The organism is Nocardia sp. NPDC056100 (assembly GCF_042266325.1).
In the GTDB taxonomy this organism is placed as follows: Bacteria; Actinomycetota; Actinomycetes; order Mycobacteriales; family Mycobacteriaceae; genus Nocardia.
The window spans coordinates 469,667-493,375 of record NZ_JBHJVY010000005.1; the positions used below are offsets into that span (position 1 = coordinate 469,667).

General features: G+C 67.5%; 20 protein-coding genes. 8 read left to right on the forward strand and 12 right to left on the reverse strand.

The annotated features are described in order from the left end of the window. Positions 1 to 10 precede the first annotated feature (10 nt). The gene (rfbC, locus tag ACFC0O_RS38795) at positions 11 to 568 is read left to right on the forward strand and encodes a dTDP-4-dehydrorhamnose 3,5-epimerase (RefSeq protein ID WP_375967073.1); all 558 of its coding nucleotides are present in this window, start codon (positions 11 to 13) and stop codon (positions 566 to 568) included. A 6-nt stretch (positions 569 to 574) separates the two neighbouring features. On the opposite strand, the gene ACFC0O_RS38800 is transcribed toward rfbC, so the two are convergent. The 4 genes from ACFC0O_RS38800 to ACFC0O_RS38815 are packed head-to-tail and all read right to left on the reverse strand — an operon-like array spanning position 575 to position 4,258. Then, complete coding sequence (locus ACFC0O_RS38800) at positions 575 to 1,597, reverse strand: NAD-dependent epimerase/dehydratase family protein (protein ID WP_375967146.1); 1,023 nt, start codon at positions 1,595 to 1,597, stop codon at positions 575 to 577. A 2-nt stretch (positions 1,598 to 1,599) separates the two neighbouring features. After that, positions 1,600 to 2,250, reverse strand: coding sequence for a PIG-L deacetylase family protein (locus tag ACFC0O_RS38805; protein WP_375967075.1), 651 nt, complete (start codon positions 2,248 to 2,250; stop codon positions 1,600 to 1,602). After that, on the reverse strand, positions 2,247 to 3,029 hold the full coding sequence (locus ACFC0O_RS38810; protein WP_375967077.1) for a glucose-1-phosphate cytidylyltransferase: 783 nt from the start codon (positions 3,027 to 3,029) through the stop codon (positions 2,247 to 2,249). Before ACFC0O_RS38810 ends, ACFC0O_RS38805 begins: the two co-directional genes overlap by 4 nt. Continuing rightward, entirely contained in the window at positions 3,026 to 4,258 is a 1,233-nt protein-coding gene (locus ACFC0O_RS38815) for a methyltransferase domain-containing protein (RefSeq protein ID WP_375967078.1), read from the reverse strand. The genes ACFC0O_RS38810 and ACFC0O_RS38815 overlap by 4 nt, the downstream gene beginning before the upstream one ends. Before the next feature lie 503 nt (positions 4,259 to 4,761). On the opposite strand from ACFC0O_RS38815, the gene ACFC0O_RS38820 reads away from it, so the two are divergent. Beyond that, positions 4,762 to 6,147 carry a sugar transferase gene (locus ACFC0O_RS38820; protein ID WP_375967079.1) on the forward strand — a complete coding sequence of 462 codons (1,386 nt, stop codon included), beginning with the start codon at positions 4,762 to 4,764 and terminating at the stop codon, positions 6,145 to 6,147. A 7-nt stretch (positions 6,148 to 6,154) separates the two neighbouring features. Here the strand turns inward: ACFC0O_RS38820 and ACFC0O_RS38825 are convergent, their stop codons facing one another. The 4 genes from ACFC0O_RS38825 to ACFC0O_RS38840 form a co-directional block, all read right to left on the reverse strand. Then, entirely contained in the window at positions 6,155 to 7,033 is an 879-nt protein-coding gene (locus tag ACFC0O_RS38825) for a polysaccharide lyase (protein ID WP_375967080.1), read from the reverse strand. A 4-nt stretch (positions 7,034 to 7,037) separates the two neighbouring features. After that, on the reverse strand, positions 7,038 to 8,030 hold the full coding sequence (locus ACFC0O_RS38830) for an NAD-dependent epimerase/dehydratase family protein (protein WP_375967081.1): 993 nt from the start codon (positions 8,028 to 8,030) through the stop codon (positions 7,038 to 7,040). 30 nt (positions 8,031 to 8,060) lie between these two features. Beyond that, complete coding sequence (locus ACFC0O_RS38835) at positions 8,061 to 9,215, reverse strand: glycosyltransferase family 4 protein (protein WP_375967082.1); 1,155 nt, start codon at positions 9,213 to 9,215, stop codon at positions 8,061 to 8,063. 66 nt (positions 9,216 to 9,281) lie between these two features. Next, positions 9,282 to 10,523: a GNAT family N-acetyltransferase gene (locus ACFC0O_RS38840; protein WP_375967084.1), complete on the reverse strand. Its 1,242-nt coding sequence runs from the start codon at positions 10,521 to 10,523 to the stop codon at positions 9,282 to 9,284. 156 nt (positions 10,524 to 10,679) lie between these two features. On the opposite strand from ACFC0O_RS38840, the gene ACFC0O_RS38845 reads away from it, so the two are divergent. Genes ACFC0O_RS38845 through ACFC0O_RS38870 form a run of 6 tightly spaced genes read left to right on the forward strand, consistent with a single transcriptional unit; the run spans position 10,680 to position 18,634 of the window. Further along, positions 10,680 to 12,089, forward strand: a complete 1,410-nt coding sequence (locus tag ACFC0O_RS38845) for a polysaccharide pyruvyl transferase family protein (RefSeq protein WP_375967085.1) — start codon at positions 10,680 to 10,682, stop codon at positions 12,087 to 12,089. Beyond that, on the forward strand, positions 12,082 to 13,812 hold the full coding sequence (locus ACFC0O_RS38850) for an oligosaccharide flippase family protein (protein ID WP_375967086.1): 1,731 nt from the start codon (positions 12,082 to 12,084) through the stop codon (positions 13,810 to 13,812). The genes ACFC0O_RS38845 and ACFC0O_RS38850 overlap by 8 nt, the downstream gene beginning before the upstream one ends. After that, positions 13,809 to 15,215, forward strand: a complete 1,407-nt coding sequence (locus ACFC0O_RS38855) for a hypothetical protein (RefSeq protein WP_375967088.1) — start codon at positions 13,809 to 13,811, stop codon at positions 15,213 to 15,215. The genes ACFC0O_RS38850 and ACFC0O_RS38855 overlap by 4 nt, the downstream gene beginning before the upstream one ends. 13 nt (positions 15,216 to 15,228) lie before the next feature. Further along, positions 15,229 to 16,293, forward strand: coding sequence for a glycosyltransferase family 4 protein (locus tag ACFC0O_RS38860; RefSeq protein ID WP_375967089.1), 1,065 nt, complete (start codon positions 15,229 to 15,231; stop codon positions 16,291 to 16,293). Continuing rightward, positions 16,290 to 17,423, forward strand: a complete 1,134-nt coding sequence (locus tag ACFC0O_RS38865) for a glycosyltransferase (protein WP_375967090.1) — start codon at positions 16,290 to 16,292, stop codon at positions 17,421 to 17,423. The genes ACFC0O_RS38860 and ACFC0O_RS38865 overlap by 4 nt, the downstream gene beginning before the upstream one ends. Then, on the forward strand, positions 17,420 to 18,634 hold the full coding sequence (locus ACFC0O_RS38870) for a glycosyltransferase family 4 protein (RefSeq protein ID WP_375967091.1): 1,215 nt from the start codon (positions 17,420 to 17,422) through the stop codon (positions 18,632 to 18,634). Before ACFC0O_RS38865 ends, ACFC0O_RS38870 begins: the two co-directional genes overlap by 4 nt. Here ACFC0O_RS38870 and ACFC0O_RS38875 read toward each other — a convergent pair. The 4 genes from ACFC0O_RS38875 to ACFC0O_RS38890 are packed head-to-tail and all read right to left on the reverse strand — an operon-like array spanning position 18,595 to position 23,435. Further along, positions 18,595 to 20,163 (reverse strand): O-antigen ligase family protein, encoded by a 1,569-nt coding sequence (locus ACFC0O_RS38875; RefSeq protein ID WP_375967092.1) that lies wholly within the window; start codon positions 20,161 to 20,163, stop codon positions 18,595 to 18,597. The two genes, ACFC0O_RS38870 and ACFC0O_RS38875, sit on opposite strands and share 40 nt — an antisense overlap. Then, entirely contained in the window at positions 20,160 to 21,590 is a 1,431-nt protein-coding gene (locus ACFC0O_RS38880; protein WP_375967093.1) for a hypothetical protein, read from the reverse strand. Before ACFC0O_RS38880 ends, ACFC0O_RS38875 begins: the two co-directional genes overlap by 4 nt. After that, positions 21,587 to 22,165, reverse strand: a complete 579-nt coding sequence (locus ACFC0O_RS38885) for a hypothetical protein (protein ID WP_375967094.1) — start codon at positions 22,163 to 22,165, stop codon at positions 21,587 to 21,589. The genes ACFC0O_RS38880 and ACFC0O_RS38885 overlap by 4 nt, the downstream gene beginning before the upstream one ends. Before the next feature lie 13 nt (positions 22,166 to 22,178). Next, positions 22,179 to 23,435 (reverse strand): phenylacetate--CoA ligase family protein, encoded by a 1,257-nt coding sequence (locus tag ACFC0O_RS38890; protein WP_375967095.1) that lies wholly within the window; start codon positions 23,433 to 23,435, stop codon positions 22,179 to 22,181. Between the last annotated feature and the right edge of the window lie 274 nt (positions 23,436 to 23,709).

The window sequence follows — 23,709 nt, forward strand, 5'->3', positions numbered from 1 at the left end:
CGATGGCCTGATGCGCATCGAAACCACCGAGCTCGCCGACGTGCTGGTGCTCACCCCGGACCCGTTCCGGGACGACCGCGGCCTGTTCACCCGCACTTTCGACGCCGAGGAGTTCGACGAGTACCTCGATCGACCGGGTTTCGCGGCGAGCTTCATCCAGGATTCGCAATCGCGCTCCCATCGCGGTGTGGTGCGCGGAATGCACGGCCGGGCGGGCCGGGGTGAGGCCAAGCTGGTGCGGTGTGCGCACGGCGCGGTGCACGACGTGCTGGTGGACATTCGCCCGAACTCGCCGACCTTCGGCCGCCAGCAGGCTTTCCTGTTGGACGACAACGACTTCCGGAACCTGTTCGTACCGCCCGGCTTCCTGCACGGTTTCCAGGCCGTGAGCCAGGTCGCCGATGTCTGCTACCGCATCAACCGGCCGCACGATCCGGCCGAGGATATCGGCATCGCGTACAACGATCCGGATCTGGCGATCGAGTGGCCACAGCCGGTCACCGTGGTCTCGGATCGCGATGCCGCCGCGAACTCCTGGCGGGACCTGCTCACCGCCTTCGGAATGTAGTCGCACTCAGGCTCCGATCCGCCGCAGTTCGTCATCGAGCACTCCGGCCTCCTTGAGGGAGGTCAGGTGTGCCAGGCGGGTGAAGCGTTGGAAGAAGGCATCGCTGGTGAGTCCGCGCGCGGTGTATTCGCGGTACAGCTCGGCCGCGCCGTCCGGAATGCTCCAGGCCGCCTCGAAGCCGAGTTCCTCTCTGGCATAGGAGAAGTCGACCCGGTACGAGCGCGGATCGGCCCCGCTCTCACCGGTGATCAGCAGCTTGGAGTCCGGCACCGCCTCGACGACCGATTGCGCGATCTCGGCGACGGTGAGGTTATTGGCCTCGGTGCCGACGTTGTAGGCGCGGCAGTGAATCGCCTCCAGCGGGGCCTCCAGGCAGGTGGCGAACGCGCGCGCGATGTCCTGCGCGTGCACCAGCGGCCGCCACGGCGTGCCGTCGGAGAGCACCTTCACCTCACCGGTGAGCACCGCGTAGCCGACCAGATTGTTGAGCACGATATCGGCGCGCAGCCGGGGCGAGAATCCGAAAGCCGTGGCATTGCGCAGGAATACGGGCGAGAACCCGGAATCCGCGATCGCCGCCACATCGTCCTCGACCCGCACCTTGGATTCGGCGTACGGGGTCAGCGGGCGCAGCGGTGCGTCCTCGGTGACCAGTCCGGCTCCGGCCGCACCGTAGACCGAACACGTGGAGGCGTACAGGAACCGCCGCACCCCGGCCGCTTTGGCCAGCCGGGCCAGCCGCACCGAGGCGTGATGGTTGATGTCGTAGGTGATCTGCGGAGCCAGCGCCCCGAGCGGGTCATTGGACAGCGCCGCCAGATGTACGACCGCGTCGAATCCGGCCAGCTGTTCGACGGTCACATCGCGCAGGTCCACCGCGATCCCGGGTGGTGGCTCCGGTGCGTCACCCAGGACGCATTCGGCGAAATAGCCGGTGTCCAAACCGGTTACCTCATGTCCGGCCGCCTGGAGCTCCGGCACCATGACCGTCCCCAGATACCCCTGATGCCCGGTGACGAGTACCCGCATGCTCATTGCCCTCCGAAAGTGATGATCGCCTTGTCCAGCAGGAAAGCCTCCGCGTGCCGGGCCCGGCACTGCACACCGCGCAGCCGGGTCAGTCCGAGAAAGGACTGTGCGTCGAACCAGTCCCGATCCCGTTGCGAGGGATAGTGTTCGAGCAGCAGCTCCGCCTTGCGCTCCGCACAGCCCTCGGGCAGCGGATGGAAGATCGAGGGCTGCGGGGTGTCGGTCTCCCACTTGAGGATCTCGTAGCCCAGTACCAGCTGATCCCGGAATTCGGTGGGCGCGAGTTCGGCCAGCAGCCGGTGATCCTGATGCGCGTCACCGCGATGCGGCGCGAACACCAGATCTGGATTGCCGTCCCGGCGCAGCTCGGCCACCGCCCGCTTGGCGCGCTCCCAGTGCGCGGGCGCGTAGCCGTCCGGGATATCCAGAATCCGCAGATCCACCTCCGCGCCAGGGCAGAAGGCCGCCAGGGCTTGCTTCTCCTCGACCGCGCGCTCGGTGCCCGCACCGGTCAGCACCAGCGCCCGGACGCGCAGTCCGGGAACGGTATCGGCGAGTGTCAGCAGGGTGCCGCCGAGCCCGATGGCCAGATCATCGCAGTGCGCGGCCAGCAATGCGATCTCCCGGACGGCCCCGGTATCGAGTCGGATCATGCTTTGGCTTGCTCCCACACCATCCACGGGCGATCACCCGAGTGATAGCCGGAATCGAGTTCCGCGCGTTCCTTGAAGGTGTCCGCGGGCTTCCAGAAGCCGTGGTGCTGATAGCCGTACAGCCGTCCCTGCGCCGCCAGCGCACCGCAGGCGTCCTCGACCAGATCCCCGCCGGGCGGTAGATGGTCGAAGATGTCCTGGGTGAGCACGAAATAGCCGCCGTTCTCCCAGATGGGCAGCTGCGAGACCGGGGTGATGTTCTTGACCTCGCCCGCCGCGTTCACGTCCACGCAGTGGAAGGAGGACTGCGGCGGCACGATCATCATCGACGCCGCGGCCCCGGACGCCTGGAAATCACCGATCACCTTGTCCAGCGGGGCGTCGGTGAGCACATCGGCGTAGTTGGCCAGGAAGTACCGTTCACCCTCGAGGTGATCGCGCACCCGGCGCAGTCGTTCCCCGATCGGCGATTCGACCCCGGTGTCCACGAAGGTGATGGTCCAGTCGCTGATATCGGATTGCAGCAGTTCGACTTTCCCGCCGCGGATCACGAAATCGTTGGACACCGACTCCTGATAGGTCAGGAAGAAGTTCTTGATGTGCGCGGCCCCGTACCCGAGGCACAGGATGAAGTCCTTATGCCCGAAGTGCGCGTAGTACCGCATGACATGCCAGATCAGCGGGCGCGGCCCGACCATCTGCATGGGTTTGGGGATGGCGTCCTCGGAGCCGTTGCGCATGCGCATGCCGTAGCCGCCGCAGAACAGTACAACCTTCATTTCGCCGGCCTCTCAGCGTGATGGAGGGTGGGGAGCGGATACACGATCTCGCCGCCCCAGTCGGTCACCCGGCTCAACTGCGCGGTGATCTCGGTTTCCAGATTCCAGGGCAGTACCAGCACGACATCGGGCTTGTCCGCGTCGATGACCTCGGGCGGATGAATGGGAATGCGGGTGCCTGGCGTGAATCGCCCGTGCTTGTAAGGGTTTCGGTCCACCGTGTACGCGAGCAGGTCCGGGCGGATACCGCAGTAGTTGAGCAGGGTGTTGCCCTTACCGGGCGCTCCGTAGCCGACCACGCGCTTACCGTCGGCCCGCGCCTCGAGCAGGAAGCGCAGCAGCTCCTGGCGCACGGCCTCGGTACGCGGGCGCAGTGCGAGATAGCCTGCCACATCGTGCAATCCGGCCTCGGCCTCCAGCGCGAGCACCTCGGCGACCCGTTCACCGGGTTCGGCGATCGCATCGGGCCGGGCCCACACGCGCAGCGAACCGCCATGGGTGGGAAGCAGTTCCACATCCACTACCGTGAGCCCCGCGGTGGCCAGCGCCCGCTGCGCCGCCAGCACCGTGTAGTACTGGAAGTGTTCGTGATAGATGGTGTCGAACTGCCCCAGCGCCACCAGGTTCAGCGCGTGGTGCACCTCGATGGAGAGCCAGCCGTCATCGGCCAGCAGCGCCCGCAGCGACCGGGTGAAACCCAGCAGGTCCGGGATATGCGCATAAACATTGTTGGCCACAACGAGATTCGCGGGTCCGCGTTCGGCCCGCACCCGGGCTGCGAGTTCCTCGTCGAGGAAGGCGGTTTCGGTGGGCACGCCCTTCTCCCGCGCTGCCGCACCGACGTTCACCGACGGTTCGATGCCCAGGCACGGGATACCCGCGGCCACCGCGTGCTGCAGCAGGTAGCCGTCATTGCTGGCGACCTCGACCACGAACGAATCACCGTTCAGCCCGAGCCGCTGGGTGGCCTCCTCGACGAAGAGCTTGGCGTGCTGCACCCAGCTGTCGGAATACGAAGAGTAGTAGGCGTATTCGGTGAAGGTCTCGGCCGGGGTGATCAGCGCCGGGATCTGCAGCAGCAGACAGTCCGCGCAGACCCGCAGGTGCAGCGGATAGGTGGGTTCCGGCTGATCCAGCTCCGCGGCGGTCAGGAATTTCTCGCAGGGCGGTGTCGCCCCCAGATCGAGAACGCTCACCAAATTGCTGGAAGAGCACAGACGGCAGTGCACGCGAAATCCCCACCTTTCACCGATACCGACCCGGCGGCAAAGGCCGGCTGAACTGTGGTCGGCTCGATCCGGCCTTACGTTACAACAGGTTTGGCCGCCACCGCCGGGTCTGCGGGTGACCTCCCGGCATCCGGGAAGTGGATTTCTGCGACTCGCAGAAGTCGGTAGTCGATCGGCTACCTCGCGAGTCTTGCAATTCAAGGGTTACGCGTATCTAATGTGCTCGAAACCATATGCGGCGGCCTGCGATTACGCGTTCGGGGGAGGGATGGGGGAAACAAACGGGAAACCGGTTGCGACGCTTACCGCAATCCTCCGGAAACATTGGTAGCCCGCAGTTTTCGCCGTCGCGCGAGTGCGGGGTGTGTAACATTCGGGCTCTTACCACCGAAAGAGTCGGCGGCCCCAGCGGTATGCCACGCGGGGACCGGCATCAGCCCGTTTGAGGAACTGATCAGTGGGGATCGGAACCCAGTTCTCCCGTGGGGGAGGTGCGTTCGTACATGAGTTTCGAGATGTCCGCCGGTCGCATCGTGCGCTCGACCCGTTTCACCCGAGCCGTGCCGCGCTCGGATCGTGAACGGCGGCAAGCGGATTACGCCCGCCGGGTGGGTGTGAGCGATCTGGCGATCCTCACCGTCGCCGTCATCGCGGCACAGTGCGCCTGTGCCCCGCGGCCGCTGCCGATCGGTATTCCCTACGCCGCGATATCGGTGCTGCTGGTGGCGGCCTGGAGCGCCGTGCTCGCCCTCACCGGCACCCGGGTATCACGCGCGATCGGCAGTGGCACAGACGAATACCGGCATGTGGTGTCGGTCTCGCTCAAGCTCTTCGGCGGCCTGGCCATCGCGTCCATGCTGCTCGGCCTGGGCCTTTCTCGGTCCTACCTGATAGCGGCGCTGCTGCTCGGCGGCGCCGGACTGCTGGCGGGGCGGCGGTGCTGGCGGGGCTGGGCGGCCAGGCAGGGTGTGCACCGCGGCGATCTGCTGATCGTCGGCAATCCCGATGCGGCACAGGAGATGGCGGCGGTGTTCGCTCGCGATCCGCACAGCGCGTACCAGGTCATCGGCGTGTGCACCGGTGCGGACGGACCGGGCGCGGTGCTGGCCGCGGCCCGCGGTACGGGCGCGGAAGCGGTGGCCGTCACCGTCACCGACACCCTGAATCTCGCCGACTTCCGGGGTCTGGCCTGGGAATTGGATGCGCACGGCATCGAACTGCTGGTCGCGCCCGGGCTGATCGGCATCTCCGGAACCCAGCTCACCCATCGCATCGTCGCCGATATGCCGGTGCTCCAGGTGACGAAACCGCGGTACGGCCACTCCAAATCGATTCGCAAGAGCGCCTTCGACTTCTGCTTCGCGCTGCTGGTGCTGATCGCCATCGCGCCTATGCTGCTGGGTATCGCGGCCGCCATCAAGGCCACCAGTCGCGGGCCGGTCTTCTATCGGTCCGAGCGTGTCGGCCGGGACGGCCGCCCGTTCCGCATGCTGAAATTCCGCAGTATGTACGCCGAGCCGGAAGTGCATATCGACGCACTGCTCGGCACCGGGGTCGATCCGCGAATGACGCCGGTGGGCAGGGTGATTCGCCGCCATCGGCTGGACGAGCTGCCGCAGTTCCTCAATGTGCTGCGCGGTGAGATGAGCATTGTCGGACCGCGTCCGCAGGTGCGGCTGCACGCCGATCCGGACGATGACGCGACCCTGCGCGGTCTGCTGATGCGGCCCGGTGTGACCGGACTCTGGCAGGTCAGCGGTCGTTCGTATCTCACGCCCGAGGACGCCATGCGGCTGGACCTGTCCTATATCGAGAACTGGTCCGCGGTATTGGATCTGGTGATGATCGCCAAATCCATCGGCGCGGTGACCAGGGGACAGGTGCTATAGCCAGGCCCTATAGCGGGGCCAGTGCCGCCTCGTTCTTCGCTGCGGTGAATCCGTCGTGGAACACCACACCGGGGCCGCCGATGGTGGGATCGCGGTAGTAGCCCTGCTTGAAATAGGTGCCGCCGCCGTGCGGCATGAGCGTGCGGACCATACAGCGCGTCTGTCCCGCACAGGGTTCGGCGTCGAACACCTGCCGCACGCCGCCGATCCACAGTTCGATGAAACCCACGTCATCGCGGGTCGACCAGAGCACATGCAGTTTGATATCGAGCCAGGTATCGGTGATCAGCGGGGTGCTCCACGGCGTATACGTCGCGCCCGGATGCCCGGGGGCGTCATAGGTGGAAACCACCACGCCCCAGCGGTTCACGCCCACATTGGTCGGCCCGGACGCCACCGCCAGCGGCGGCGGACCGTCCTCATTGGCGTGCCACTGCGACAGCACGGTCCAGCCGTGATCGGCCGGGAAGCCGTTCTCGAAGCGGGTGCTCCACTGATACCAGCGGTCATCGCCCTCATCGGAGCGGGTGGCCTCCTCACCGCTCACCTCGGCGCGATCACCGCAGCACAGTTTGCCGGGCGTATCGCCCTGGTGCACTTCGAATCTGGCGGCATAGCGGCCCTGGCGCACCACCGAGGTCTCCACCTGCATGCGATCGGACTGATCGTGATAGCTGGTGCACGGTTCACTGCGGACCGCGATGTTCTGGCAGTCGGCCCACTGATCGAAATTACCGGTCTCGAAATCGCCGACGAACCGATCCGCCACGAAGGGTTCGGCGGCGGTGGTGACATCGGGGGTCGGTGAGACCACGGTGACATCCGGCGCGCCGCAGCCCGTCAGCACGGCGAGCAGCAGGACCCCGAAGGCGCGGGCGAACCGCAACGAGCTACTCCTGTGGTGAATGGCGCCAACTCGCGCCGGTGAGCGACTCGTACCACGCTACAGTCGTGGTCAAGCCCTGATCGAAGTCGGTATGCGGCTGGTAGCCAATGGCATTGAGCCGGGAGATGTCCACCACCAGCTGTTCCGGATCACCGGGCCGGTTACTGCCACTGTAATCGAAATCCGGATGCAGACCGGTGATCGAGCACAGCGATTTCGCCAGCTGGTCGATGGTGTACTCGCGGCCCGCGCCCACGTTGTAGACCTCACCGCGCAGCGGGGCATTGGTGGCCACGATCATCACCGAGCGCGCGGCATCGCCGACGAACAGGAAATCGCGCACCTGGGTGCCGTCGCCGTGAATGAACAGCCGTTCGTGGTCGCGATCCAGTTTGGCCAGCAGATCGAACACCACCTGCTTGCGCTGGCGCGGCCCGAACGCCGAGAAGAACCGCACCGAGGCCATATTCAGGCCGTACAGGTTCGCGAACACCGCCAGATACCGTTCGGCCGCCAGCTTGCCCACCCCGTACGGGGAGATGGGCACGGTGGGATCGTCCTCGCTGATCGGGATGCGCACCGAATTGCCGTAGACCGCGGCGCTGGAGGCGAAGACCAGGCGGCCCGGCCATTTCAGCCCGCGCAGCGCTTCCAGTAGTCGGAAGGTGGTCTGGAAATTGAGTTCGAGATCGAAGGCCGGATCCTCCACCGAGGGCGGCACATAGGCGTTGGCGGCCAGGTGGAAGATGAAATCGGCCGGGTGCTCGGTGAGGTACTCCGGCCAGTCCAGCTGCCGAATATCGGTCTCCCGCAGGGTGATCGCGTCCGCCACGGCCGCGAGGTTGTCCCGGCTGCCCGAGGTGAAATTGTCCAGCACGGTGACCCGTGCCCCGGCGGCGACGAGCAGTTCGACCAGGTGCGATCCGATGAATCCGGCCCCGCCGGTCACCAGTACGGCGGCCCCGGTCCAGTTGAAATCTTGCTGCGATGCGGTCACGGTCTCTCCCCGTTGCGGTCTCGACGTCCACTACATCCCGGCGACCCGGCGATATGTTTCTACCGTGCGGCGCGCGACCGCGTCCGGTTCGAATTTCTCCAGGGCCATCTCATGGCCGCGCCGGCCGAGATCCAGTGCCAGTTCTTGATTTTCGAGCAGTTCCACCATGCGCGCGGCCAGTGCGGTGACATCGTCGGGCGCGACCAGATAGCCGTTCTCGCCGTCGGTCACCATCTCCCCGATACCGCCGACGCGGGAGGACAGCACCGGTTTCCCGGCGGCCATGGCCTGGGCCAGGATGGTGGGCGAGGTCTCCTCCTGGGAGAACAGCACCACGGCGCGGGCGGTCGAAATCTCTTCGCGCAGCCGGTCATTGTCGACCATGCCGGTGAATTCGAGGTTGTCGTCCAACCCCAGCGCGGTGGCGTGCGCGCGAATGGCGCGCGCGTACTCGGCATCGGGCTGCGGGCCGACAACGGTGAGCCGGGCTTTCGGAACCCGCTGTACCGCAAGGGAGAACGCGGTCAGCAGACCCTCCGGATTCTTGCGCGGCGACAGCACACCTGCGAACAGCAGTCGCGGCTCGGTCGTCGCCGAGGGCGCGAGCGCGAAGAATTCCGGCGCGGTGGGATTGGGAATGCTGATGTGCTCCCCGCGCACCATGCCCGCCAGCGCCTTCGCGTCATAGTCGGAGATGGAGATGACGACCTTCGCCCGGCGCAGCACCCGGCGCACCATGGCGGCCACCAGGTGATAGCGCACCCGCTCCTTGATGCTCGCGCGCGCTTGCAGTTTCGTCTCCAGATGCACCAGGCCGTGCACGGTGACAATGGTGTTCAGGCTGATCTGGGTGGCGATATCGCCGCGCAGGCCGATCTCCTGCGCGTGCACCACATCGGGATTCAGCTCGGCGATGATCCGGCGGGCCTGGCGCACATCGAGATACGAGCCCGTCGCCACCCCGAGCCGGGATTGTCCGCGCAGATAGCGGATCTCGACCTTGGGACCCTCCTGCCGGGTGTGCACCGGCACCTCGCCGGTGTGGAAGCGCAGCACGGTGAGCCTGTCGATCTCGTCGCGAGCCGCGAGCGCGGGCACCAGGGTGCTCGTCACCGATTCGATCCCGCCCACGATCTTTCCGGGTTCGAACGGATAGGTCGCGATCATGACAACGTTCAGGCCCAACGTGTGCTCCTCGATGCGTCACCGCCACAGCCGTCCCCCGCAGACCTGGGCTACGCGGCACTCTACCTATCCGGGAGCGCTTGTGCGCGACTGATTCTCGGTGATCGCGGCCCAGAGTTCGACATTGTGGAAGCGGCCGTCCGGGCCGAGCCGGGCTCCGGTGAGGACGCCCTCGCGCTGGAATCCGGCGGCCGCGGCGATACCGGGCAGATGGGTCGCGGCCGGATCGATGAGCGCCTCCATGCGATCCAGGGCGAGTTCATCGCGGGCGTAATCGAGCAGCAGGGCCAGTCCGGCCGCGGCGGCCTTGGTATGCGCGGGATCCGGATCGAGTTCGAGGGTGAGCCGGGGGTGCGCGCCCACGGTGCCGACGATGAGATTGCCGATGGGGCGGCCCGCCGCGGTGACCTCGTAGCGGATGCGCGGGCTACGGCGAGATGGCAGGCGGGACTGGTGTTTCCGCAGCGAGATGCGCTGATCCGCGCTGTCGTGGGTGTACAGGGCGTCCGGCAGCGCCGGGCCGCCGGTGACGTTCCGGCGCAGTCGCGCGCCCAGGTAGTACCGCGCGGCGATGAGCAGCACCGTCGGCGAGACCGTGCCGAGGGTGCGCCGATGATCGGTGAGCCGGGTCAGCACGGACGCCGGACGCGGTGAAATGCGTTCGGCGGCAACGCCGGTGGATATGAGTGCGGTCACATACCCGCCGGTTGGTGCCCTACCCGCGGTGACCGCCCACAGCTCATGGTCGCGGGGCTGTCCGCCCACGCTCATACCGCGCGCCATGGTGGCCTCGAGCCACATCCCGCCCCGAATCGCGGACCGGCGTGCCGGATGGTTGCCGACGCATACCGGCGCGGTGATGCGATGCAGGCCCAGATCGCCGAAACCGTGATCGGTGACGAGCGCACCCGCGACCGTCCCCACCCCGTGCCCCGCCCGTCGCGAATCCAGCCAAATACCCAGTTCGGCGGCATGATTGGCGTGATCGATGGGCGCGAGCGTGCACTGCCCGGCGAATTCGCCGTCCACCAGCACACTCAATTGCACCGCGTACCCGGCCGCCCGCGCCCGGCGCTGACGCAGGTATTCGCGCACCCACCAGGCCCGCGAATGCCGCTGCTCCCAGCTCAGCGCCGAGGTGGTCCAGAACGGTTCGATGAATTCGCGATCCCGGGCGCGCAGCCGTCGCCACGGTTCGAAATCCGATAGCCGGGTCTCGCGCAGCGCTACCCGATGTCCGGCGACGAGCACCGGTCCGAGCTCGATTCGGCGGCGGGCGGACCCGGTGACCGCGGCGCGTTGCGGCATGCGATCGACGTTACCGGAAATCCGCTGCGCACCGCTGCGTAGCTGTGTGCCAAGAGTTGCAAAGCGGTTGTGGGTGTGGCTAATTGAGTTACTGTTGCGAGTGCAGTCGAAGCCGAACGCAAGCTACGGCACGGGTGTGGCCGGGGGAGGTCGAAGATGGGAACCGGACTGCCGTGCGGGGGATCTGGGCATCGGGTGCTCATCGAGAACAGTGAGTATTGGCTGCGCAATTACGGCGATGTGGCCATGCTCGAGGTGACGGTGCGCCGGGTGCGCGCCCGCTGGCCGCTGGCGCGCATCGGCATCATGACCGAATCGCCCGCCCTGGTGGCGGCATACTTTCCGGGCGCGGTCGGAATCACCGTCGGCGATCGCGATCCCTGGGGCGAGCCCCGGCTGAATGAACGTGTGGCGGCGGCGCTGGGTCCGGCGGTCGTCGGGCCGGTGGCCATCGCATGGCTGCGGGCGCGAGCCTGGTTGCTGCCCAAGGCGATTCGGCTGCGCGATCAGCTGCGTGATCGGGGTGCGAGCCCGGCGGCGGAGCCGGATGTGCCCGGCTCCGAGAACGCCGTGCCGCTATCCGATGGCACAGCGCCGCTTCCTGAGGACGCAGCGCTGCGGATCGAGCGCCGTCATCCGGGGGCGGCTCGGGCCGTGCGCGAGGCGTCGCTGGTCATCGGGCTGGGCGGCGGCTATCTCACCGATGCCGATATCCCGCAGGCCGGGCGGGTGCTCGACCTGCTCGAATACGCAAGTGACGCGGGCATTCCGGTGGCGCTGGTGGGGCAGGGGATCGGGCCGCTGCGCGATCCGGAGCTCACCGCACAGGCGTCGCGGGCGCTGACCAGGCTGCCGCTCATCGCCCTGCGCGAGCGCAGGCGCGGACCGGAACTGCTGGAATCGCTCGGGGTTTCGCCGGGAGCGGTGACCGTGACCGGGGATGATGCCATCGAACTCGCGCGCGATGCGCGCGCGGGCGAACTCGGCGGCGATATCGGCGTGTGCCTGCGAGTCGCCAAATACTCACCGGTCGCCCGGCTGGCACAGGACGGCGTCGGCATCGCCGTGCGGGCCGCCGCCGCCGAATTCGGCGCGCGACTGGTGCCGCTCATCATCGCCGAGACCCCGGGCTCACCGGACCGCGCCACCACCGTCCCGCTGGTGCGCGGCAGCGCGAATCCGGTAGCGCCCCTGGACCGATTCGTGCGCCCGGCCGATGTCGCCGCACAGCTGTCGCGGTGCCGGGTACTGGTCACGGGGGCTTACCATCTCGCGGTCTTCGCGCTGAGCCAGGGCATTCCGGTGGTCGCGCTCACCTCCACCGAGTACTACGACGACAAGTTCCTCGGCCTGGACGATATGTTCAAAGGCGGTGTGCGCCTGATCCACTTCGACGATCCCGAATTCGGTGAGCGGCTGCGCGCCGCCATCGCCGACGCCTGGGAGGACGCCCCCGCACTGCGGGACACCCTGTGCGCCAGGGCCGATGAACAGGTGGCGAGCAGCCAGCAGGTCTACGACCGACTATTCGAATTGCTCGAACGAACGCATATCGAGCATGCATAGACACGACGGCGACGTTCCGGGCCGGGGCTCCATCCGAGCCTACGACCTGATCCTGCGGCACGTGCACGATGCCGATACCGTCCAGATCTACCTGCCCACCGCGCTGACCCGCATCGAACCGGGCGCACCGCCCACGGTCGAATCGGTGGCGGTGACCGCCGAAACCGGTGCGCCCGCGGGCGATTCCACCCTCACCAAACAGGTCGGCCGGGTGGCGCTGGCCTCGGCGGCGGCGCTGGCCTTCAGCGAGGTGGTGTCCTTCGGGCAGACCATCGCGCTGGCGCGGCTGCTCAGTCCCGCCGAGGTGGGCATCTTCGCGGCGGGCACCGTGCTCACCATGCTGCTGACCACCTTCGTCGAAGGCGGGCTCAGATCCGGTCTGGTGCAGCGGGAATCGCAGGTGGAGGATGCCGCCGAGACGGTGTTCCGGGCCTCGTTCCTGAACGGTCTGGCCATGACGCTGGGCGCTTTGGCGGCCGCGCCGATCATCGGCATGGTCTTCCACAATCACACCATCGGCCTGATCGCCGCGACCACCTCCGGCTACCTGCTCATCTTCGCGCTCACCAATGTGCCGGAAGCGCTGCTGCAGCGCGATTTCAGCGTCAAACGCCGGATCATCGTCGGACCGGCGGTATCGATCAGTTTCGCCGTCGTATCGGTGGTGCTGGCCATCTTCGGCTTCGGCGTGTGGAGCATGGTCATCGGCAGCTACGCCTCCTATGTGGTCTGGGTGATCACGGTGTGGTGGCTGGCGCGCTGGCGGCCCGGACGCGGGCGCGCGTCCATCAAGCTGTGGCGCGAGCTCGCGCGCTACGGCTCACCGGTGGTGGTGAACATGCTCGGCTCGCGCATACAGAGCACCGTCGAATCCGCGGTGGTCGGGCGCGGGCTCAGTTCGGCGGCGCTCGGGCACTACCGGTATGGGCAGCGCATCGCGCAGATTCCGGTGCGGTTCATCGTGGAAGTCGGTGCCTTCTCACTGTTTCCGGCGTTCGCGCGCATTGCCGAGGAAGGCGACCGGGCCCGTCTGCAAGCCGCGTACCTGCGTGCCATCCGGCTCGCCACCATCGGTGCGGCGGCGCTGACCGGATTGATCATCGCGCTCGGTGAACCGGCGGTGGTGGTGGTCTTCGGTGAGCGCTGGCGCGCGGCCGGTGTGCTCGTGGTCGCCATGGCCGGACTCGGACTCGGCAAAGCCTGGATGAGTGTGAGCGAGGAAGCCATCAAGGGCGCGGGTCGCACCAAATTGCTGAACTGGCAGACCGCGATCGAGATATTCCTCGGTATCGGCCTGCTGCTGGTGCTGGTGAAGTTCTACGGTCTGACCGGTGTCGGACTCGCGACCTCGGGCACCGCGATGGTGGTCGCGGTGGTGGTGACCACGCTGGCGCGCTCCGCGCTCGGTGTGCCGCTGTTCGCCTTGATTCGGGCGATCGGACCCCCGCTGCCCGCCGCGGCGCTCGCCCTGGCGGCCACCTGGTATCTGGAACATCAGGTGCTGCACTCGGATTCGCGATCGCTGCTGATCGCGGTCGGGCTGCTCATCCTGGACACGCTCGCCTTCACCGCGATCTACTTGCTCGTGCTGGCCGTCCTGGCCCCGGATGTGGTCCGCGGATTCGCCAGGCTGGCAGCGCGATTGAAGCCCAGACGTAACGACGACTCCCGGACGGCGATATCCGGGAACGCGGAGCCCCGCTCTTCGAGGGAGAAGAATTGAACAGCGCCGCACGAGTTCACCTACTACGAATCTGGCGCGGCAAATGGCTGGTGCTGGTGGCTGTCGCACTGGCGGTGGCGCTGGGATTCCTGAGCACCCGCGATGCGCAGCCGACGTATACGGGCCGGGTCGCCATGACCGTCGGCTCGCCCAACCGCGCCCCGGATCAGGACGCGGTGCTCTCGGTGGGCTATGCCCAGTACTTCGGTGATCCGGCGTATCAGGCCAAGCTCAAATCCACCGCGGGGCTGCCGAAATCGGTGACCCTCGCGGCCCGGACCGTGGCATCGAGCCCGATCCTCTACATCGAGGCCACCGCGAGCACACCGCAGCTCGCCCAGGACGCCGCGGCCAAGGCGGGCAACGCTTTCCGCGATGAGATCAATGCCCGGCTGCGCGCCGCCCAGGACGCCGCCATCGCGGCCGTGCGCAAACCGTTCGACGATATTCGCGCCGCCAACGGCGTGGTCAGCGATGTCTCGCTGACCCAGATGCAGGATCAGATCAACCGCATCAACGCCGACACCTCGAACAAGCTCATCGATCTGCAACTGGCCTCGGATGTGGTGCGCACGAATCCGACGACGTGGCCGACACTGATGGCGTACGGGGTCGGCGGACTGCTCATCGGCTGTGCGATCGCACTGGTGGTGGGCACGGTGTCGCGCCGGCTGCGCACGGCCGACGATATCGAGCGCAAGGCGGGTATGACCGCGCTGGCCGTGGTGCCGCCGGATACCGAAAAGACTGCCGCCGAACGGGATCGGGCGCTGAAACAGGTGGTCACCGCGGTCGGCCTGGCCGCTCCCGCGACCCGGGCGGCGGTGACGGTGGCCGCACCCGGACCCGGCACCGGAGCCGATATCGTAGCGCGCGCCATCGCCGACGAACGCGCCCGCCAGGGCGTGCGCACCATTCTGGTGCACGCCGATCTGCGCCGCACCCGCGGCGTCGGCGTCGCCGAATTGCTCGCGGGCCGAGCCGATCTCGGCAAGGCGCTGCTGCAGACGCGCAATCCGTACCTGACCGAACTGCCACCCGGCAGCACCGGTGCGGACCCGTTCACCGCGCTGAGCCGCGAGCGCTTCTCCCGGCTGCTGACGCAGCTGCACGATCGCGCGGACTTCGTGGTGGTGATCGCACCACCGCTGCTGGACGCCGTCGAATCGCAGGTGATCGCCGCCACCACCGGACTGACCGTCGTCGTGCTGGAACAGAACACGACCGTGGCCGCCGCGGCCCGGCGTGCGCACCGCCTACTCGCGGCGCTGGACACCACCGTGCTCGGCGCGGTGCTGATCGATGCGCCACAGGAGGCGAGCGGCGATGTGGCCGCCCGTCCCCCGGCGCAGCAGGCAGTGCCGGGCGAGCGGGTCTTCACCCCCTCGCGCGGTCCCGAATAACCACGGACGGGCTATGAAACGGCAACGGGCCCTGTGGGTGTCGACGAGCATGTCCACGCGCGGCGGGGTAGCGACCTTCGTGCGGGAGATGCGCGAGACGCCCATCTGGATGGAATGGGACATCAGACATGTCGCCACCCATCGCGACGGCGGCATCGCCACCAAACTGGCCGCCTATACGCAGGCGGTCTTCGTCTACCTCTATCGGCTGGCGGTGCACCGGCCCTCGATCGTGCACCTGCACCTGTCGTCCTACGGCAGCTTCCCGCGCAAATACCTGTTCGAGCTGATCGCGCGCTTGGTCCGCAAACCCGTTGTGCTGCATGTGCACGGCTCGGACTTCAGCGTCTTCTACGATCGCTCGCCGCGCCTGCTCCAGACCGCCATTCGCGATGCGCTGCGCGGGGCCGCGGTGGTGGTGGCGCTCGGCGAACCCTGGGCGGTGGCGCTGCGCGCTATCGCGCCGCAATCGCGGATCATCGTGGTGTCCAATGCCATTCGGCCCGCGCAGCAGGTGGAACAGCATTCCGGCGCACCGGTGCAGGTGCTGTTCCTGGGTGAGATCGGGGAACGCAAGGGCACCTTCACCCTGCTCGAAGCCTGGCGGCGAATGCTGCCTGCCGATCCGGAATCGCCCGCCCGGCTGATCGTCGCAGGTGACGGCGCGGTCGAGCGAGCGCGAGAAATGGTTACCGAACTCGGTATCGGGGCCAGCGTAGAGATCACCGGATGGATCGGCCCGCAGGAGATTCCGGCGCTCATCGCCGCCTCGCAGGTACTGGTGCTGCCCTCGCATCGCGAGGGTCAGCCGATGGCGATCCTGGAGGCCATGGCACGCGGACTGTGCGTGGTTACCTGCCCGGTCGGCGGTATCCCGGATCTCATCGACGAGACCTGCGGGCTCATGGTGCCGCCGGGCGAGGTGGAACCGCTGGCCGAGGCGCTCGGTCGGGTGGTGCGCGATACCGAACTGCGCGCGCGCCTGGGCGCGGCCGCCCTGCAACGCGTGCGCGACGAATTCGATATCGAGGTGGTCTGCCGCCGCTTCGACGGCATCTATCGGGAGATCGCACGATGAACAGCGCAGCGCGACAGCCGATTCGAGTGCTCTACGTGGTACCCGATCTGCGCGTGGGCGGGGCCGAACGGCATGTGACGACATTGCTGCCGAACCTGGACCGCACCCGCTTCGAACCCTCGGTCATCTGTATCGGCGAGGAAGGCGAGTTGTTCGCCGATCTCGCCTCGGGCGGTGTGCCCGCGAAAGCGTTGCGCTACACCAAGCGGCAGGCGGCCCCCGCGCTGCGGGATCTCATCCGGGCCATGCGCGAACAGCGTCCGGATGTGGTGATCACGCGCGGTTACAACGCCGAGGCGCTCGGCCGGATCGCCGCCTGGCGCGCGGGAGTGCCGAATTCGGTGGTGTGGGTGCACAACTACGGCGATGTGGAACCGCGCGGGCGATTCCGGACCGTGGTGGATCGCGTCCTGGATCGGCGCACCAGCGCGTACTTCGGCGTCGCCCGCGCGCAGATCCGCTATATGGCGGACGATCTCGGCTATCCCGAATCCAAGATCAAGATCATCTACAACGGTGTCGAACCCGCGCTGTTCGAGATCGCCGACGATCGCACGGCGGTTGCGACCCTCGGCATCGGCCCCGATGATCTCGTGGTCGGCATCGTGGCGGCGCTGCGGCCGGAGAAGGACCACGTCGCCTTTCTGACCGCGGCCCGCCTGGTCGCCGAGCAGCTCCCGGCAGCACGGTTTCTCATTGTCGGCGACGGTCCCGAACGCGCCGCCGTCGAAGCCCGCATCGAGGCGTTCGGCCTGACCGGACGCGTCATCCTGGCGGGCAACCGCCCCGATATTCCGGATCTGTTGCGCGCCATGGACGTCGTGGTGCTGAGCAGCTACAGCGTCGAATGCTTCCCCATGGCACTGCTCGAGGCCATGGCCGCGGCGCGGCCCGCCGTCTGCACGGCGGTCGGCGGTGTCCCGGAGATGATCGCGGACGGCGAGACGGGATACCTCGTCCCGCCGCGCGATCCGGAACAACTGGCCGCGCGCCTGCTCGAGGTGCTCGGCGATCCCCAGGCCCGCAAACGCATGGGCTTGGCGGCGCGTGATCGCGTCGAAGCGAATTTCACCCTGAAATCAAGTATCGCGGCCGCGGAGCAGGCCCTGGAAGAAGTCGTGAATCGGTGAGCGAACACAGCGGACACATTCTGATACTGGTCGAAAACCTCTCGGTGCCCTTCGATCGCCGGGTCTGGCAGGAGAGCCGGGCCCTGGTCGAGGCCGGATACCGGGTCACCGTCATCTGCCCGATGGGCGCCAAACAGGATCGCGAACCCGAGGCGACCCTGGAAGGCGTGCGCATCCTGCGCTATCCGCTGCGCGCCGCCACCGGCGGACCGGCCGGATATCTGCGCGAATACTCCCTCGCGCTCTGGCACACCCTGCGCCTGGCCTGGAAGGTGCGGCGGGAGGGGCCGATCGATGTGGTGCAGGCGTGCAATCCGCCGGATCTGCTGTTCCTGATCGCACTGGTGCTGCGGATCGGCGGCACCCGATTCGTCTTCGACCACCACGATCTGGTGCCGGAGCTGTTCCTGTCCCGGTTCGGCGGGGGCGGGGGACCGCTGTACCGGGTGTCGAAACTGTTGGAGCGCATCACCTTCGCCTGTGCGGACGCGGTGATCTCCACCAATGAGAGCTATCGGCAGGTCGCCATCCGGCGCGGGCATATGGCTCCCGAACTCGTGACGGTGGTGCGCAGCGCACCCGATCTGAGCAGATTCGTACCGCGCGAACCGGATCCGTCGCTCAAGCGCGGCAAGACCTATCTCGGCGCGTATCTCGGGGTGATGGGCCCGCAGGACGGCGTGGACTACGCGCTGCGCGCGATCGCGCTGCTGCGGGACAAGCTGGGGCGCACCGATACCCACTTCCTGTTCATGGGCGGCGGCGACGCCTTCGACGATCTGGTCGCGCTGTCCAAGGAACTGGGCCTGGAGGATCTGGTCGAATTCACCGGCCGGGTGCCGGACGAGTTCGTGCAGACCGGACTCTCCACCGCGGATATCTGCCTCTCACCCGATCCGCACAATCCGCTCAACGACGTGTCGACCATGAACAAGGTGGTCGAGTACATGGCCATGTCGCGGCCGCTGGTGTCCTTCGAGCTCACCGAGGCCCGCGTTTCGGCGGGTGCGGCGGCGGTCTATGTCGCGGGCAATGACGAGCTCGGCTTCGCCGAGGCCATTGCCGAACTCCTCGACGATCCGGCCCGGCGCGAACGCATGGGCGCGTTCGGGCGGGCCCGGGTCGAACGCGAATTGTCCTGGGACACTTCGCGACAGAACCTGATCGAGTTCTACGCGCGGGTCTTCCGCGCGCGCAAAGCCGCGCGCTGATCCGCACCGGCGGCGAGCGGATCGGCGAGCCTGCGTTTCGACGCCCGATCCGCCGCTCCGACCGCCGCGCCCACCAGGGCGAACACCATGGTGCTCGGATAGTCGAAGAGTCGCAGATCCACGAATAGGCCGCCGAGCACCAGGCACATGAGCGCGGTCAGCGCGATGAATGCCAGCGGGCGGCCCATCAGGCCGTCCGCCGGTAGTCGCACGAACGCCAGTATCAGCCGGCGGGTCAGCAGCACCAGCACGGTCAGCCACAGCAGCAGACCGATGATGCCGAGTTCGGCGAGGATGCCGAGCTCGGTCTCGTGGGCCGGAATGCCGAGCCCGCGCTCCCAGGGTGTGGTCGGCGAATACTGCTGGTGCCGATAGGTATTCACCGAGACGAAGCGGCCCAGGCCCCAGCCGCTCCAGGGTTTCTGCAGGAATGCCCACACCGCGGTGGCATCGGCGTTGAGCCGGTCGTACACCTCATTGGTGGAGGCCACGCCGCCCGCTTTACGGTCGGAGCTGGTGAAGGTGCTCCAGTTCATGCCGATGATGGCCAAGGTGCCCAGCGCGGTCGCGACGAATCCCGTCCGATACCCCTTACCCAGGACGATTCCGGCCACCACCACGACCGCGAAATCCAGCCAGATGGAACGGGTATGGGTGAGGAACACCGAATACGCGCAGGCGGCCGCGATCACCGCGAGCAGGATCTTATGCCAGCGCGGCCGCTGTTCGGCCCCGAGCAGCACCAGCGCCAGCACATAGCCCACGATCAGAATCAGCCCGTTGACCTCCGGCTGATTGGGCAGCCCCACCGCGCGATCCGACCAGGCGGGTGCCAGCACAATGTATTTCGGCCACACCAGCGCCTTCGGACCGTGGAACTGCATGATGCTGACCCACGCCGAATACGCGCTGCAGGACAGCAGCGTGGTGATGAGGAAGCCGACGGCGCGGCGGGTATCGAAGATCATCCGCGACATCAGATAGGTGGCGAACGGGATACCGGTGCCGATGATCAGATACCGCCACAGATCCAGCATTACCCCGGTCAGCGGATACAGGATCGGCTTGTACTCGTGCGGTTGCAGAATCGAATCGATATTCCACAGCAGGTACAGCGCCATCGCGCATTCCAGCGCACCGAGCGAGACCCGGCGCTCGGGATGTCCGCGCACCCAGGCCAGCGTGGCGATGAGCAGACCGCCGAAGGCCAGGATGAACGGGTCCGTGGTCGGCAGGATCTTGGGGATCGCCGGGCGCAGGAAGGTGGCGACCATCAGAAAGACGAAGGCCCACCGGGGATCTCGCAGGCCGATCACGACGAGTACCGCGGCGATGCCGCCCGCCGCCGCGACCGTGCCGATACCGCCGGGAGCCTTCGGGGATACCGCCAGCATGGCCCCGAGCCCGACGATCATGGCGGCCGCGATGACCGCGAGCTGACCCAGCCGATCCACCGAGGGCGTCCGGAAGGGCAGCGGGCCGTCCGGGGTGCGGCCGAGCCGGGTCAGCCGGTCCAGCACGGTCGTCACGGGGCGGTCCGCAATCGCTTCGGGCGCAGCCGATCCCATACCGTCGGGCGGTATTCGGTGGTGTCCACGAACAACGCGCCCACCACCTGTGCGCCGACCTGATTCACCGCGCGCACCGCCTCGGTCACCTCGGGCACCCTGGTGGTGCCGCGCTCGATGACGAGCACCGTCAGATCCGCGAGATCGGCGACGATCTGCGCTTCGGGCGCACTGCCGATCGGCGGCAAGGCCACGATCACCAGATCGGAACTGGCCCCGGCACTTCGGAGCAACTCGCGCACCCGATCCCGATCGAACAGCGGATACGGATCCGAGGTCGCCTCACCCGCGGCGATCTCGGCGAAGCCCTCCTCGGTGCGATTCTTCACCAGATCCCGCACATCGCCGACCAGCCCGCGCAGATACTCCGCCACACCCCACTGGCGCGGACCGTAATCGGCGGTCCGCAGATCGGCATTGACGAATACGGTGCGCGAGCCCTGCGCCGCGCGCTGTTCGGCGATGGCGCGCGCGATCTGATCCGCGCTGCGACCCGCCGAAACCGGCACCACCGCAATCGAAGTGGGGGAGTGCGTGGCCGCCCGCGCCACCAGATTGGCCACATGCCGCAGCGCCACCTCGCGGCGCGCGTCCAGGGCGGGTGAGCCGCCCGGCGGGATCACATCGAACGGCCGGATACCGGTCTTCTCCACCACGTCGTAGTCGAAATACAGTCTGCGCGTGGACGCCCCGGCCATCAGCGCCACCACCACGCCGAGCAGGACTCCGCCGACCATGCCGGTGCCCAGCGTGCGGGTCTTACCCGGCCCGATGGCCATCGCGCCCGCACCGTTCTGCAGGACCGTGAGCCGGTTGGCCGCATTGGCATTGAGCTGATCGATCTGCTGCTGCAATTGGATCTGCGCGCTGAAGGCGCTGGGATCATTGGCCGTGAGCCGGTCACCCCACACCCGCAGCATGGCCGCGGTCATATCGGCGGCGGTGGCATTGCGGCTGGCGTCCAGGCGGCCGTTGATGTCCTCGATGAACAATTGCGCCACCTGCGGGGCGGCGGTGGTGGCCGCCTGCGGTGTGGCCGCGATGACCTGAACGTAGAAAAGCGGGCTGGCCGTGACGAATTCGGCCGAGAAGCCGCTGATATCGGCCGGGAAGCCCTGCTTCTGGCGCAGGCTGGACTGATAGGTCGGATCGTTGAGGTAGTAGGTGTAGCCCTGCGCCAGGATGGCGTCCTGGGTCGGCGGCCGGGTCGAGGCCGCCGAGACCAGCACCCGGCTGGTGTAGACGGTGGCCTTGCCGTGCGCGGACAGATACGCCCCGCACGTCACCACGAGCGCGATCGCCAGCACCAGCCAGCGGCGCTGCCAGACGCGATCGCGGATGACCTGCAACGCATTCGGCGTGACCGTTTCGGTGACGGGTGCGCTCATTTGTGGTCCACCTCCACCACGATGCGGACCGGATCGGTCTGCGCGATCACCCGGAACGAGCGCTGTGGGGTCGACAGGCCGATGAACGCCTGCGTCACCCCGCGCAGTGCGCTGGCGTAGCGCACCTCGCCGACCGTGCCCAGGGTGGGATCGGTGAGGACCGGCGGGCCCGCGTACGGCGGCACGCCCGTCTCGAACGGATTGGCCGCCTCACGAATGAGCACCTCGATTATCGATTGCCCGGTCACCGGAAACACCGCCTGCGTATTGGTATTGGAGACCGCCTGTGTCACATAGTGCACCGCCCAGCCGGGTACCGCGGTCCCGGTGAACCCGAAGGTCACTCGATCGGACTTATCGGTGCGGGAGAGCGAAATATTAGTCAGCCCGATGCCGACCGCTCCCGGATCCGGGGTTCTGGTCTTGGCGACGAACTCGTCGATGGGGGCCGCCGAGGTCGTGGTCGGCGCGTGCCCGGGCGCCGCGCCACCGCCCCCGCAGGCCGCCGCCAGCAGCATGATCGCCACCAGCACAACCGTTCTCGCCATTCGCACGGCCACTATCCCTTTCGTCATGACTGCCCATCCGTCATGGCTGTAGCCGTTTCGCGCGCTCGCGTTCCACCACCGCTGTCTTGAGCTTGCCGCTGGGCGGCCGGGGTAGTCGGTCGAAAACCCGCAACCCGACCTCCTGTCCCGGCCCGAACTGCTGCGCCACATTGCGCCGCACATGCGCGATGGTCCGCGATTCGCAGAATCCGGTGCCGGGTACCACTCTCAGTTCGAAGACGCCCGGCCGCAACTGGGCGATCTGCGCCTCCCGCAAACCGCTCAGATCGTCGACCACACTGGACGGCAGCGGCAGCGGTCTGCCATCGGCCGCGACGAAGGTGTCCTCCACCCGGCCGTCCACCACGCCGAGCAGCGGAAACGCCCGCCCGCACGGGCACGGGCCGGGCGCGGCCGGGCGCACCTCGTCACCGGTGCGATATCGGAACAGCGGAAAACCCTTGTTCTGCAAAGAGGTTCCGACGATCTCCCAGCGTGAGTCCGAACCCGCCACCGGCAGCAACTCGACCACGCCGTAGTGCGGGAAGACGTGATAGCCGCCCGCCTCGCAGGTGCCGGCCATGGCCACCCGCTCGGTCTGGCCGTAGTGATCGACGATCGGACCCCCGAACACCTCGCGCATGAGGGCGCGCTGGCCCGGGGCCATCAGCTCCGAGGAGGTGATGATGGCGCGCATGGGAATCGGGGTGCGCCGATCGCGCAGCAGTGCGGCCAGCAACGCGATGCTGGACGGCCAGCCCTCGATGGCATCGGGCCGGAAGCGGCGAATGTCATTGGCTATCACATCGATTCGATCCGGGGTGAGGTGATAGCTGGACACCAGCAGCTGGCGCGCGCCGGGCACCGCCAAAGTGGGCCCGCGGGTGCCGTCGCTGGCGAACCCGCTACCGCGCAGCACAATTCGCCGGGCGTCCGCGGGCAGGCCGAACCAGCTCCACTGGCGCTCCATGGCCGCCATTTCGAATACCGAGGAATTCACCGTGCGATAGCACGCGATGGGCACGCCGGAGGTGCCGCTGGAGCGCACCGACCACATCAGGCGGCGCGGCGCGGTGCGGAAGTCCTCGGACCGCTCGGCCAGTTCGCTGCGCGAGATCAGCGGCAGTAAGGCCAGGTCATCCAGGGTTCTAATATCCTGGGGCGCTATGTCATTGGCGGCGAAGTACTCGCGGTAGAACGGCGAACGGCGCGCGGCGATATGCACCAGGGCACGCAACCGCCGCTCCTGGAACAGCCTGATCTGCTCCGCATCGGCCCCCTCCAAACCCGCCAGCATCCGCCCGATCGCACCGCGACGCGGGTGAGCGCGCCGGAGCCGATATTTCATGCTCAAGCCCGCGCTCGACAATCTCATCTACTCAGCAACCCCCCAGCCGACCCCGCGAGCTCACCGGCCTCGACTTCCTCACCCCCGACCGCGACGTACACGGGGACCCGCCGCGCGTTCCACCGCACGATCCTAACTCGAACGAATCACGGAATACATTGGTATAAAGCTAAATAGCGGTAGCGACGATCCCTGATGGGGTACAGATGGACGAGCACGACCG